The organism is Methanosarcina siciliae T4/M (assembly GCF_000970085.1).
GTDB lineage: Archaea > Halobacteriota > Methanosarcinia > Methanosarcinales > Methanosarcinaceae > Methanosarcina > Methanosarcina siciliae.
Genome location: NZ_CP009506.1, coordinates 1,491,695 through 1,505,462, shown reverse-complemented (window position 1 = coordinate 1,505,462; position 13,768 = coordinate 1,491,695). Strand labels below are relative to the sequence as shown.

Annotated in this window: 15 protein-coding genes; 11 read left to right on the top strand and 4 right to left on the bottom strand. The window is 39.4% G+C overall.

Translation table 11 applies throughout. The features are described 5' to 3' along the window. The first annotated feature begins 117 nt into the window (after positions 1-117). A complete protein-coding gene (locus MSSIT_RS06530) occupies positions 118-408 on the top strand; it encodes a hypothetical protein (RefSeq protein WP_048170989.1) in 291 nt (96 codons plus the stop codon). Further along, positions 405-776 (top strand): toxin-antitoxin system TumE family protein, encoded by a 372-nt coding sequence (locus MSSIT_RS06525; protein WP_082088901.1) that lies wholly within the window; start codon positions 405-407, stop codon positions 774-776. The genes MSSIT_RS06530 and MSSIT_RS06525 overlap by 4 nt, the downstream gene beginning before the upstream one ends. Before the next feature lie 299 nt (positions 777-1,075). Here the strand turns inward: MSSIT_RS06525 and MSSIT_RS06520 are convergent, their stop codons facing one another. The 3 genes from MSSIT_RS06520 to MSSIT_RS06510 all read right to left on the bottom strand — a co-directional run bounded on the left by MSSIT_RS06520 (position 1,076) and on the right by MSSIT_RS06510 (position 4,400). Beyond that, positions 1,076-1,843 (bottom strand): ABC transporter permease, encoded by a 768-nt coding sequence (locus MSSIT_RS06520; RefSeq protein WP_048170987.1) that lies wholly within the window; start codon positions 1,841-1,843, stop codon positions 1,076-1,078. Next, complete coding sequence (locus tag MSSIT_RS06515) at positions 1,830-2,786, bottom strand: ATP-binding cassette domain-containing protein (protein WP_048170984.1); 957 nt, start codon at positions 2,784-2,786, stop codon at positions 1,830-1,832. Before MSSIT_RS06515 ends, MSSIT_RS06520 begins: the two co-directional genes overlap by 14 nt. Before the next feature lie 1,011 nt (positions 2,787-3,797). Continuing rightward, complete coding sequence (locus MSSIT_RS06510; protein WP_048170982.1) at positions 3,798-4,400, bottom strand: protease inhibitor I42 family protein; 603 nt, start codon at positions 4,398-4,400, stop codon at positions 3,798-3,800. A 683-nt stretch (positions 4,401-5,083) separates the two neighbouring features. On the opposite strand from MSSIT_RS06510, the gene MSSIT_RS06505 reads away from it, so the two are divergent. The 9 genes from MSSIT_RS06505 to MSSIT_RS06460 all read left to right on the top strand — a co-directional run bounded on the left by MSSIT_RS06505 (position 5,084) and on the right by MSSIT_RS06460 (position 13,291). Further along, positions 5,084-5,329 carry a hypothetical protein gene (locus tag MSSIT_RS06505; RefSeq protein WP_048170980.1) on the top strand — a complete coding sequence of 82 codons (246 nt, stop codon included), beginning with the start codon at positions 5,084-5,086 and terminating at the stop codon, positions 5,327-5,329. A 485-nt stretch (positions 5,330-5,814) separates the two neighbouring features. Beyond that, on the top strand, positions 5,815-6,108 hold the full coding sequence (locus MSSIT_RS06495; RefSeq protein WP_048170977.1) for a hypothetical protein: 294 nt from the start codon (positions 5,815-5,817) through the stop codon (positions 6,106-6,108). A 332-nt stretch (positions 6,109-6,440) separates the two neighbouring features. After that, positions 6,441-7,142: a helix-turn-helix transcriptional regulator gene (locus tag MSSIT_RS06490; protein WP_231590449.1), complete on the top strand. Its 702-nt coding sequence runs from the start codon at positions 6,441-6,443 to the stop codon at positions 7,140-7,142. Positions 7,143-7,379: 237 nt separating this feature from the next. Then, complete coding sequence (locus MSSIT_RS06485; RefSeq protein WP_048170973.1) at positions 7,380-7,562, top strand: hypothetical protein; 183 nt, start codon at positions 7,380-7,382, stop codon at positions 7,560-7,562. Between the two features lie 492 nt (positions 7,563-8,054). Continuing rightward, the gene (locus MSSIT_RS06480) at positions 8,055-11,090 is read left to right on the top strand and encodes a PKD domain-containing protein (protein ID WP_052721559.1); all 3,036 of its coding nucleotides are present in this window, start codon (positions 8,055-8,057) and stop codon (positions 11,088-11,090) included. Between the two features lie 183 nt (positions 11,091-11,273). Further along, positions 11,274-11,564 (top strand): hypothetical protein, encoded by a 291-nt coding sequence (locus MSSIT_RS06475; protein ID WP_048170970.1) that lies wholly within the window; start codon positions 11,274-11,276, stop codon positions 11,562-11,564. 459 nt (positions 11,565-12,023) lie between these two features. Continuing rightward, positions 12,024-12,254, top strand: coding sequence for a formaldehyde-activating enzyme (locus tag MSSIT_RS06470; protein WP_231590448.1), 231 nt, complete (start codon positions 12,024-12,026; stop codon positions 12,252-12,254). A 226-nt stretch (positions 12,255-12,480) separates the two neighbouring features. Further along, positions 12,481-12,738 carry a hypothetical protein gene (locus MSSIT_RS06465; RefSeq protein ID WP_048170969.1) on the top strand — a complete coding sequence of 86 codons (258 nt, stop codon included), beginning with the start codon at positions 12,481-12,483 and terminating at the stop codon, positions 12,736-12,738. Positions 12,739-12,760: 22 nt separating this feature from the next. Then, positions 12,761-13,291: a hypothetical protein gene (locus tag MSSIT_RS06460; protein WP_048170966.1), complete on the top strand. Its 531-nt coding sequence runs from the start codon at positions 12,761-12,763 to the stop codon at positions 13,289-13,291. Positions 13,292-13,436: 145 nt separating this feature from the next. On the opposite strand, the gene MSSIT_RS06455 is transcribed toward MSSIT_RS06460, so the two are convergent. Next, entirely contained in the window at positions 13,437-13,730 is a 294-nt protein-coding gene (locus MSSIT_RS06455; protein WP_048170964.1) for a GIY-YIG nuclease family protein, read from the bottom strand. Positions 13,731-13,768 lie beyond the last annotated feature (38 nt).

The window sequence follows — 13,768 nt, the reverse complement described above, 5'->3', positions numbered from 1 at the left end:
ACCAATATTTCTTGCAAAATATTGACTACGATGGAGGTATTGTTTGTAATTTTCGGAGCCGGTTCCTGAATCACCTTATTATAAAAGGAGACACAATTTCTATCTGGTGAAAGGGATATGACTCTCACTCTTGATATAAAGGGCGATTTCACACCCCAGGAGGTAAGTGAAGTCATTCGTGCAGCGCTTGATCAGAATGAACGCGTTGCAAAATACAAAATAAAAAAGTACTCGGGTATCTGTGAGAATTTTGAGAATAAGTATGGGATGGATTCAGACCATTTTATGGAAAAATTTGATTCAGGGGATCTTGGAGACGATGACGACTTTTTTGACTGGTATGCAGCAAAAAGGGGACTTGATATCTGGAATAAGAAGTTAAAGATTCTCTCGGGGATTCAAATATGAATTTTAGAGATTACTATTTAAATATAGAATCTCTGCTCAAAGAATTTCCTCTTATAATGCATTTTTCAGTTGACTTTGACGAGATTACAGATTACGTAGGATCTGTAAAGGGTAAACTTGAATTAACGAATGGCTCGATACTTTACTTCTTTGAATTTGTTGAAATTAAAGACAATAATCCTGTACTTGTCAAGTACAAATACCAGTGGCTATCGTCTGAAGGTGAGTTATTAAAGAGGTGGGATAATGCTCCACATCATAGAGAACTCAGTACTTTTCCGGATCATGTTCATGACCAAAATGGGGTTTATCCTTCTCCTGCCATGAATCTGGAATCAATATTGGACAAAGGTCTCAATTTTGAATAACTCATCAATGTCTTTCCTTTTCGCGGCATATATCGTGGCACTCAAATAACAATATTGTATAAAAATCTCTAAATTAAAGAGAGTCTCTAAATTAGAGAGTGTTTTTCATGTAATCTTTGAAACTAGCTCCTTTTTAAAGCCGGGTTATTACTCTTTTTGGGAGGGTTGAATACTTCAAATCAAAACTTTGCTGCCACTCCCCTAAGCAAGTTAGCAAGGTCATTGAGTTGCAGTGAATAACTTAATTAATATAGTTTTACGTTGGCATTAATTAAAATTTAGAGATGCAGTTACGTTGTTCACTCGTTGAAATTCTTATACATATAGTTTGTAGCCAGATGGAAGATTATAATGAATATCACAAGCATTGAAATATCTATAAGTGGAGAAAATAGTGAATTACCCGTAAATGCGTATTCTATCATATCGTTTCCATAAGTAAGTGGGGATATCAGTGCAATCTTCTGACCTATCTGAGGCATAGAAGATATCGGAATGAAAATGCCGGAGATAAATATAAGCGGTAGCCTGACAGTATTAAGAATTGCCATGACTTCGCCCGCAGTCTCGGTGGGGTACGCAGCAAATAGCGTCCCGAGCATAGCAAAACAGAATGATGTGAGAATCATGGAAATAACAAGGATAGGTGCGTTTACTATCTGCGTATCGAATATGAAGATGCCGACAACAAGCGGTAATAACGCAATGATGAGACTGTAGAGAAACCCGCTAATGCTCTCCCCGAAAATCATTGAATTCCGGGAAATAGGTGCTGAGAGCAAGCGTTCAAAAGTCTTTACGCGCCGTTCAAGAGTTAATGAAACCGGCTCTATTTGTGAAGCAGAAAACAGTAAAGTGATTGAAATCAATCCGGGTATCAGTGTTTTTGGGGGGGCATTCTTCCCGATAGCAAAAGATAGGAACATAAAAAGAGGAAAGAGTATGCCGGAAACTATAATATTGGACCTGAAGTAGTAGATTCTCATATCCTTTTTGGCGATTGCCCATGCACCGTTCATTTCCCGAGATAGGTGCTTTGTCCATCCTTTATGCTCAATCGATGGCATGAATTCCATCACCTGCCCGTTGAAGACCGGTTAACCTTACAAATACATCCTCAAGACTCGGACCGGGAGTTGCTATACTGAGAATTTTTAAGTCATGAAAGTGGGCATAAGCAACTAAAGCATCAATAACTTCAGACGGAAGTTCAGTAAAGATCTTAAATTTGTCACCTGCTTTGTGAACTTCGTTTATCATTGGAAGGCGGCTGAGTTCTTCGATATGATCTATAGAATTATTATCAAAAGCAACTTCTATCGACTGAACACTCCGAATTGTCCTTTTCAACGATTCAGGCGTATCGACTGCAACGATATTTCCTTTATTGATAATTGCTACCCTGTCACACATAACATTTGCCTCCTCAATATTATGAGTTGTTAAGAAAACAGTGACACCTTCGCGGACCAGACTTGAGATCACTTCCCGGATGATAAGATTGCTCTGTACATCGAGCCCTGAGGTCGGCTCATCCAAAAATATCAGACGAGGACTATTGACCACGCCCATAGCAAGCGTCAGCCGCCTTTTCATCCCTTTTGAAAAACCCTGAACTTTGTCATTACGCCGTTCGTATAATTCAAACTTCCCGAGCAGTTCGTTAGCTTTTTTTTCTCGCTCTTTTCGTCCTACATGGTAGAGTTCAGCTGAAAACATCAGGTTCTGCCAGGCGGTCAGGTCATCGTACACGTTTGAATTTTCAGAAACAATGCCTACAGACTGTCTTGCAGCAATGGTGTCGTGTTCAACATCATGACCAAAAATGGTTGCAGTTCCGGAAGTAGGTCTTGATACTCCTGTCAAAATACGAATAGTAGTTGTCTTGCCGGCACCATTAGGGCCTAAAAACCCGAAAGTTTCTCCTTCACCGACTGAGAAACTGACGTCATTGAGAGCAGTAAGGGAGCCAAATTTTTTAATGAGATGAGATACTTCAATTGCTTTCATGGTTAGTCCGTGACCTCAGTGCATTCTCAGTGCATTAATATTAACTTTAACTCCGATTTTTTTAGGGAATATGTTAAATATACAATTTTTTCCAAGTAATTTAGGTCCATTTGATTACGATTTTGATGAGAAAATAGTGAAAAGTATATTCCCATTCAATAGGGAATATATTAGATATGTATTTTTTTATAATCAAATTTATCACATTTGAAAACAAATTAATTTTCAATTTATTGAATATACAGTTTTCGTAAACTTGAAGATTACACTAAGCTTAGAAGATACTAAAGGAAGTAAACAATTACTTCCCTTCAGTTTTGGTCTGCATTAAGCCTTTACTGTTCTAATTTAACCAGTGAGTTTTTGAAAGCTATGTAAAGATTTAGGAATCAATTTATAGTACTTTTGTCATTGAGGCACTTGTAGTTGAAAATTACCATCCCCTTGATAAGATCTCTATATTCTACACAAAACATTGGAGTTAAGGATTAAAATCAATTGGTACCAGGTTCTATAAGTTAAAGTTTGCTGATTTTTAGAATAAAATTTAGTTCTGTAAAATCTTCGGTTGCAAATAAGAACCTATCCGAAAAGTGGTTACCCACTGTAACTTTTACAATAATCAATATACAAAAACGGATGGAGTTAGAAGTATTAACCCTATGCTTGGAATTGTACTCCGAGAGCAGTAGTTGCAAAAGTGTGCGATTAAACCTTCAACTGCATAAGGCCTAATATAATAAAATGAAGTATAATTATTTTCACATGAAAAACATACCCCTCAAACGTGAATATAAAAGGCGATCTCACCTCAGGAAGTGAGCGAGGTCATCCATACAGCATTGGAACAGAATCGCAGTAGCAACAGAATCGCAGTAGCAACAGAATCGCAGTAGCTAAACATAACCTAAAAGTCCTCTCTTAAAAAACTCCTGCAACCTGAAAAGCCTCCGACCCCACAAGAAATTCAAATAAAGAAGTAAAAAAGAAAAAAACCTGAGAAAAAAACCTTCACTCAACCTCAACAGTGAGTGTAAAGTTATCCTCATTCCCGGTTGTGTTCTCCCAGGACCTCTTGTATATTCCATCCACCTGCTGGGTGCCCGGGTCCACGGCTTGAATTACCCATGTATAAATTCCGGAAACACCGGTATACCCTTCAGGAGCCGGATCCTGGATATAATCAACACTGAGAATACTGAGCCCCTCGCTCACGTTGAGTTCCCAGGAATAACCTGTAGTGGGGTTTCCCCCAAGCTGGAGGGTAAAATTCTCCCCGTTTTCGAGACTTATGCTTGTCCCATTGTCGGCTTCAGTAACTATCTGCCCTGTTTCCACGGTTTCATTAGCTTCAGTTGTGTTATTTTCAGTTGTGTTATTTTCAGTTGTGTTATTTTCAGTTGTGTTATTTTCAGTTGTGTTATTTTCAGTTGTGATATTTTCAGTAACAGTTTCTTCTGTCGTGCCAGAAGTATCAGGTGTTGCAGGGGGGACCTGTTCGGAATCTTCCGGAGTTTCATTTCCTGCAGGCTCTGCCCCTTCGGTACATCCGGCTGCAAAAACAACAGTGGAAATGACAAGGAGCATTGCCATTATCTTTAAAATTTTCTTCATAACTATTCCCTCAAATCTCTCTTCTTTAATTTCATAGTGCTAAATTATTGTAATTTTTTACTGATTATTGCACTTCATTATTGATATTACCGGTTTTTGAAAATAAATCCTGAAGAACAATTGATCCCGTATCCTATTGAGAACCAATATTTCTTATAAAATTTTTACTCTGAGTACAAAGTAAAAACAAATCCGGACTGATAAAGATGGAAAAATGAAGGTATTGTTTGTACTTTTCAAAGAGGACTTGATACCCTGAACGAAAGGCTAAAAATCATCCCGGCAATTGAAATATGAACCTGCCAAAAGCCGGAAAAACAGCTTAATTCTTGCTGTCAGCCCTCCTTTTCTCGCAAGTTATATATATTATCGGCCTCAAATAGTAAGATTGTATAAAAGTCTCTAAATTGGAGAGTGTTTTTTAAGGTAATGCTGCACCCAGGGATCAATATTAACGAACCTTCAGATGCATCTTTTGAAGTTTTCAGCTTTTTATCTCGTTTTAATGGCTTCATGGAAGTTACGTTATACGTTTTAAAAAGCGGAGGCATTATCCAATTTTTAAGCCGGTTGGAAACTGCAAATGAATTACCTTAACCGAATTCCAAAAAAGATACAAAAACTAAGGAAACCAGAACCAAAAAACACTCTTTAGAGCTTTTATTCGCGAGGTTAGAAACAAGATGTCAGAAGAATCCGATGATTCAGACAGTAGTGATAGTAGTGATAGTAGTCGTCAGAAAATGTTCACAGCAGCCGGAATGGTCCTGTGCGTCATACAGTTTGCCTTCTTCACGGGCATGATATTGATGTTCATGAAGATGGACTTTGCCCAGGGCTTCAAGTTCATGCTGCTTGCATACTCTTCAGCGTTCATTTATAAGAACATGGAGAATTCCGGGATAATCCGGCTTGTAACCCGGAACTGATGACGGTGTGGGTTTAACCAAATCCACACTTTCGTACATCCATATCACCTGTCCTGTATCTTATTTTACCTATTTTTTGATATTTCTTTTTTTGATCTCTTTTATAATCAACCGTAACTGCCTGCATTAAAAGAACGATTACCCGAATGATCAAAAGAATAGAATCAAAATAATAGAATAAAAATAGTAGAATAAACATAATAGAATCAAAATAATAGAATCAGCAGAACCGGTCTGTGCTTCTGTAGAATCCGGAAACAGAAGAAAAAATTCTGTCCAAGAATTTATAGAATTACATTTGCGTAATTAAAATACTTATGGTTCTGATCTCAGCCTCATGCGTCACATATCCCTTAGACTCCGGAAGGTAAATCTAATTAATAAATTGAAAAAGATATATTAATAAATAGAAAAAGAGATATAGGATAAATTTTTAGTATCAGCAACATTTTTAGTATCAGCAACAATTATTCTATGGGATAAACATGGACCTTACATTGCAGATTGATACCGACTACTCGCTGACGGAAGCAAGCGAGGTTATTCGCTCGGCTCTGGAACATGAGAAACATCTTGCGAAATACAAGGTATACCGCTATGCCATGATCTGCGATGAATTTGAAGACCAGTTCGACCTGATCTCCACGGAATTCATACAAAAATTCGAAGCCGGCGAATTTGTAATGGAGGATGAAAAATACTTCGACTGGTACGCTGCAAAAAAAGGGCTTGACCACTGGAAGAAAAGGCTTGCTGTCCTCGATGCCGTCAGGTTCTAACCGGCAGAATGCCGCTTGCCGAAAGAATCAGACCCTTTCCTGCAGCTTTTAGCCTGAATCTGTAGAATACTTTTATAATTTGTTTTAATTGACTTTCTGTCATTTTGCCTACTTTTTCGTTTTTTATATTTTACTCATCCTATTTTTTTCCGCATGTTGCAAATGTGTATAAATTTTATGATAATGTATAAATAACTGTTCCTCCATATTTCTAACATTAATAGTTTTTTAATGGTGTCATAATGGGGGAGCAAGTCAAATTAACGGATCTGGTTTTTCTGTCTGATAAAAGGAAAAAACTCCTTCTTTATCTGAAAGATAAGCCCAGGAGTATGGCTGAAATTCAGGAATACCTTTCATCAGACCCTGTTTCAATTCTTCCCCAGATCAAGAAATTAAAAGAAGGCAACCTTATCGTACAGAAAGGGCACAGCTATGAACTTTCTCTGATCGGGCTTGTGATCGCGGATCAGATGCCGCCTCTTCTGGATACTCTTGAAGTCCTGCAGGAAAATTTTGACTACTGGCCAAAAAGAACCCTTGAAGGAATCCCTCCTTTTTTGCGTAAAAGACTTTTTGAGCTGAAGAAATGCAAACTCATCCTTCCGGATGTGAGCCATATGTTCGAACTTAACCCCGAATTCGTAGAGAAACTTCATCTTTCCACGCATATTCTCGGTTTTGCTTCCTATTTCCACCCTTCTTTTACCACCCTCTACCCGGAAATCGCAAAAAAAGGGGTGAAAATTTCTTTGATATTTACGGAACCGGTGCTCCAGAGGTTTAAAAAAGATTTCAGGGAAGAAATGCACGCTTTCCTTAATTACGAAAATGTCAAGGTGTTTCTCTTCCCGCAGGACGCTAAAATCGCAGACTTTACGGTAACAGACAGGTTCTTTTTGCTCACGCTTTTCCCGAAGGAGAGGATCTTTGAACACGAAAGCCTGCTGTGTTCCGAACCTGAAGCACTTAAGTGGGGAACCGACCTTTTTTCGCACGTGTTAAAAGAAGCAATTCAGGTAAAAGAGATCTGAACTTCCTGTTCTACACGAATTTCAGATTCTTGAACTTGTATACTACATAATTAACTCAATTAACTCGACACAAATTACTGCATACTTGCCATACAAATCAATAATTTTTTTGTCTGGTTGTCTGAACCATTGCATCCTATCAATTTTTCCTTTGCAGTGCTCAGGCTTAAACCCTGTTATCGCCTCTCCTTACTTTCCTCTTTCTTTAAACCATAAACTCTTCCCGAAAGCAAAAACATGTTTAAAAAAACTCAGAAACTATCTGTTTTTCCAGCCCTGAATGCACAGAATACAGTATGTGCTAAATCTTTAGGTGAAGGACTGCCCATGACCAGGGACATTAAAAAAGCAGTTTCCCGGAAGATGACATTTAAAATCAGGGAAAAAGCTTCCCGGACGGGTTTAAAACAAAAGGCTTAATATTTCGGATAGCAATTTCCGTTTAAAATGTTAGTTTATTTATGTAAGAAAAGATTGGTAATATATCACAAAAGAAGTACACTTCAATCTTATGAGTAAACCTTACAGTCTTTCAGACTCAAAGGCAGCTTAACAGTTTATGAGATTTACTTTTCCAGAGGAAGCTGGAAAAAGTAATATTCTTCAGAAAGTAGAAGGAACTTTATTCGGGTATAGTGATTGGGTGACCCTGTTTACAGCAGAAGGCATAAATTTGCCAATACAAAGACCCATCGGGTTTCAGTTCAAAATAAAGAGAGATGTTAGCTTGAGGTAAACCTGGATCTAAATCAGCTCAGAGATATCTCTCATATATCAGACAGAGGGAAAAGGGGTAGCGAGTTGTCAGCGGAAAAACAAAAAGCGAATAAGGTGCATGAATTGAAGCAAATAAAGATGTTAATACTTCTATTATTAATATCGCCAATATTAACAGTTTTTATATTTTCAGATTTGAGCTCTGCTGTAAATAGTGAAAACGTAACAGTTACTGCGAATTTTACGGTTTCTAAGGAAACAGGAGAAGCACCTCTAACAGTACAGTTTACTGACAACTCAACAGGGAGTCCGACAGCATGGGCCTGGGAATTTGGCGACGGCTATACTTCTACTTCCCAGAATCCAGGCCACGAGTATTCCAAAGCAGGAACCTACACTATAACTCTGATGGCAAGTAACGGTACAGTGTCGGACGGAATTGTCAAGGAAGACTATATAACTGTAAAAGAAAAACCCGTTGTATTAGCCAGTTTCAGTGCTAACACAACCTCAGGCAAAGTGCCCCTGACAGTCAAGTTTACGGACAGTTCAAGCGGCGGACCTGCTTCCTGGAATTGGGACTTTAACTCAGACGGAAAAACAGACTCAACCGAACAGAATCCGATTTATACATATACAACTGCCGGGACCTATTCGGTCACCCTAAATGCCATTAACGGTACTGCCAGCAACGAAATTACAAAATCAAATTACATTAATGCAGGAAACGGCCCGACAGCCAGTTTTACCGCGACCCCTCGAGAAGGAGAAGCACCTCTAACAGTACAGTTTAATGACAACTCCACAGGGAGTCCGACAGCATGGAACTGGAACTTCGGAGACGGAACTACTTCAACAAAACAAAATCCTTCCCATACATATTCCTCAGCAGGAAAGTATACCGTGGAGCTGACAGTAAAAAATGCGTACGGATCCGATACCTCGGAAGCTCTTTCTTACATCCGGGCATATACAATAGTTGAACCAGTAGCAGATTTTGAAGCAAATACAACTACAGGACCGGTTCCTCTTACCGTTCAATTCAAGGACAAAAGTGAAAACAACCCGACAGCATGGGAATGGGACTTTAACTCGGACGGGAACATAGACTCAACCAAACAGAATCCGATTTATACATATACAACTGCCGGGACCTATTCGGTCACCCTGAATGCCATTAACGGCACTGCTAGCAACGAAATTACAAAATCAAATTACATTACTGCAGGAAACGGCCCGACAGCCAGTTTTACCGCAGTCCCCCAAGAAGGAGAAGCACCTCTGGAAGTACAGTTTACTGACTCCTCGTCAGGAAGTCCGACAGCATGGAACTGGAACTTCGGAGACGAAACTACTTCAACAGAACAAAATCCTTCCCATACATATTCCTCAGCAGGAAAATATACCGTGGAGCTGACAGTAAAAAATGTGTACGGGTCCGATACCTCGGAAGCTCTTTCTTACATCCGGGCATATCCAATAGTTGAACCCACAGCAGATTTTGAAGCAAATACAACTACAGGACCGGTTCCTCTTACCGTTCAATTCAAGGACAAAAGTGAAAACAACCCGACAGCATGGGAATGGGACTTTAACTCGGACGGAAAAACAGACTCAACCGAACAGAACCCGGTATACACTTATAAAACTGCAGGGACCTATTCAGTAACCCTGAATTCCATTAACGGTACTGCTATGGGCAACACAACAAAAACGAATTACATTACAGTTGGAGAGTTACCTGTGGCTGCCTTTAATATGTCCCCCCAGGAAGGATATTCCCCTCTCACGGTTCAGTTCAACGACACATCCACAGGCAATGTGACTTCCTGGCTCTGGGACTTCGGAGACGGCAATACTTCAACATCGCAGAGTCCGTCTCACACCTATTTCAGTGCCGGAACTTACAACGCAACTCTTACAGCAACAAATGCTTTTGGATCCGGTACCTATGAGGTTCCATCTGCCGTAAATGTACTCATTATCACTGCACCGACTCCTGATTTTACATCAAATGTGACTTCAGGCAAGGTTCCCCTGACCGTACAGTTCGAAGACCTCTCAACCGGCGGCGCTACTGCCTGGGAATGGGACTTTAACTCGGACGGGAACATAGACTCGACCGAAAGGAACCCGGTTTATAAGTTTACGGATATCGGGTTCTACACGGTTACTTTGAGAGCAGGGAACGGAACTGCATGGGACAACATTACCAAATCCGACTATATTATGGTGGGAGACGGGCTTCATGCTTCATTTACTGTTTCGACGCGGAAAGGAGAAGCACCTCTGGCTGTGCAGTTTAACGACACTTCCACAGGCAACGTTACTTCCTGGCTCTGGGACTTCGGAGACGGCAACACTTCTACTTCCCAGAACCCGAGCCACGAGTATACCGACTCAGGAACTTATTCCATAACCCTCAATGCCAGCAATGTATATGGGTACAGCGCCGTGACCTGGAACGACTACATTAAAGTCGGGGAAGAAGACGACAGCAGCGGGTCTGGAAGCTCCGGCGGGACATCCTCAGGAGGAGGGGGAGGCTCTCCCGAGCCTGCAAGTAATGTTGAAGTCAAGGAACTTTCCCAGGAATTTGTTACAATCGGAGACCGCATAAAGTTCGAGTTCACCAAAAATGCCACTGATATTACATACGTGAAGTTCGATTCAAGGAGAAACATCGGAAAGGTCACAACCATAGTTGAACAGCTTAAAGGCAGGTCTGTCCTGACCCCTGTAGAACCCTCAGGAAAGGTCTGCAAATATCTGAACATCTGGGTAGGAAATGAGGGCTTTGCAAGTCCCGAAAACATTGCCAACGCCCTTATCGGGTTCAGAGTAAAAAGGACCGAGATCACGGAAAGCGAGAACGAAGGTCCGACGGTATTCCTCTACAGGTACTCGGAAGGGAAATGGAATGCTCTTCCCACACGTAAAACGGGAGAAGACAGCCATTACATGTATTTTGAATCAAAGACCCCGGGTTTCTCCCCGTTTGCAATTATAACTGGCAAGAGAGCTGTTGAGTATACGGAAGACGGATCCGTAGAGACCGGACCTCTGGAGCTTTCCATAAACAGCAGGCAGGAAATGCCAAACGCATCTTCCTGGGCCGTCCCCCTTGCTAAAGAAAAAGACTGGACGGGAGTTTCCACAGCGATCAAGGTTTTTGTCGGGTTCATGGTAATACTTCTGATAGGGATTGCTATAACGGAGAAGAAAAAATAAAAAATATAAATAACGATTAAGAAGAAACAATAAAAAGACACGATAAAAAGAAATAAGGTAGTCATAAAACGGTTTATAAAAATGGAAGGACTGAAAAAGGGATTTTTCAGGTAATAAACCTGTCCAATTGTTTATTATCATAATTACTTTATAGAAACAGAGACTATTTCTAACAGGATAGATATGAGTTTCACGCTTAATATAGAAACTGATTTTTCACCTCAGGAAGTATGTGAGTCTATCCGCTCGGCCCTGGAACATGAAAAGCATGTTGCAAAATACAAGGTCAAGCGGTATTCCATAATCTGTGAGGATTTCGAGGCAAAGTTCGGGTACAGCTCAAGTGAGCTCAAGGCGAAGTTCGAAGCCGGAAACATGGGAGATGAAAGTGATTTCTTCGACTGGTATGCGGCAAAAAGAGGGCTCGACCACTGGAACAAGAGGCTTGAAATCCTTTCGGGGATTTCCTTCTGAAAGGAATCTTAATTACTATTTTTTCTGAAATTTCTGCTTTCCTGTTTTCCGAAAATGGATTTGAAGCCCGAAGTACTCTTCTACGGGACCGTGTTTTTATCCCCTGGATAGTGTTTTATCTCCGTAATCGGTTCTGACCCCCGTAATCGTTTTATCTTCCGACCTCCCGCTGTCGGACTGCACGAGCAGGTTCAGGAATCCACCGGATCTCTTTATAAAAGCCTCTCTGTTGCAAGAACAATGTTTTTCCGGAAAAATGCCTCAGGAAGCAAGGTTGAAAGTGGAAAAATTATTTATTTACGTCAGGAAGTATTACGGCTAATTTATTCGCTACATATGGAAACAGCCTCAATTTCTGCCCCCTGCCATCTTAACATTATCAAAATATCGTAAATTTTTCATTCCGGAAAGGGGGCTGGTGCGACTTTTCCATTGTAGAAACAGATTGAGGTGTTTAACATGGTAAAAACTGTTTTGAAAAGCATGGTAGGAGAAGCCCTCATAGGTACAGGCCCGGAAATCGCACATATAGACCTTATCATCGGGCCAAGAGGCGGACCGGTTGAAGCAGCATTTATGAATTCACTTGCAATGCCCAGGCAGGGACACACCCCGCTCCTTGCTGTCCTTGAGCCAAATGTCCAGCCAAAACCTGTGATCCTGCTTGTAAGCATAAATACATTTTGGTAACCCTAATTACATGATAACTTTTTTTGAGTGGTTGATGTTGATTATCTGATGTTGAATAAGCTTTAAAATGCCTTCTTTTCTGGTTAAGTTATTGTATTTTCATATACTGTTTAGTTTTATATATGGTAAAAATGTTTTAAATGTGATCGATTACATGTTCTTTTATCAACTCTCAACTTTGCAAATGTAAAAATATTTTTATATTATGGAAATAATGTGTTTAACTATGGTTACAGTTAAAAATGCATCATACAAAGCCATAAAAACTGCATCTGGTGTGCTCTCTGCGTGTGGGTTGAAGGCTAAATTTGAACTGACTTCGGGTGGTCAGTTTAGATCAGGGAATTCGGAGTTTATTGGAAAATTGTATATTGATGTTGAGAATGGTGTTGAGAATATTCCTCGTGATGTGTTTGTGCATCTGCATCGCTCAATACCTTACTACAAAGTTGAATTTAAAAATGTGTCAATTATTGGATTATAATCACTGCAACGGAAGACACAAAGTGGATTTCAAAAGAATCATTCCATATATTCAGATAGTACTGATATTAATAGCCGCAATAATAGTCTTTATTGTCATAGATGAAAACGAAAAAGGTAATGCAGCCTTAACAGTTATCGCAATAGTAGCTGCAATTCTATCATTACAGCAATCAATCGAAGCAAATCAAAAAACAGAGAAAGCATTAAAATTAACTGAAAAAACACTGAAATTAACAGAAACTGAACAAAAAATAAGAGACCTTGAAAAGCGTTTAGATCTTTTCTACTATCCGGTATATGATTATCTGACCCCGATTACAAGTCTAGGATTTGGAAACTTAAACGATAAAAGAGCAGATTTTACACGTGCATTATCATTTAGATATCTGGCAATAGGGGATACAAAAGAAAAACTTGAAAAATTCTTAGATAAGAAAGGCAAAACGAAAGAAGACTCAAGTGAAATGAAAGAAGTACTGAAAAATGATATATCAACCTGTGAAAAAGCGATACAAGAATATCAAAAGATTATAGACAAATTAAATTCATAAACATTTTTTAAAACTATATTGTATTCGCATGATTCACTCGTGACCAAAAAACGGTTAAATCGCGCTCGTTCAAAACTGTCTTAAAAATTCAATAGATAAAAAGGGTAGTCAAAAGTTTATACAAAAAGTGGATGTGCTAGACTTTTTAATGTTTTTGAGTATATTTGAATTTTGGTCTTCTGTTGTAACCTATATTCGGATCATTTGATCTGAGCTTTTCGATGAACATTGTTTCAATTTGATTAAGTTCTTCGATAGAGGAAGTTTCAGATTCCCATATGATTTCCTTCCTTATTGTAAAATCGCGTTTTTGATCCCTGGTGAAATCCTTTTCAATAAGATCGTTATTGGCACTTCCAAAATAGTTAATACTGTCTGTCCTATCCTGCCCGATGTAAATTTTACCATTAGGATATGTTATTTTGTAAATAACCTGCATACGAACACCACTAAAAAAGACTTTAAATCAAATCTAAA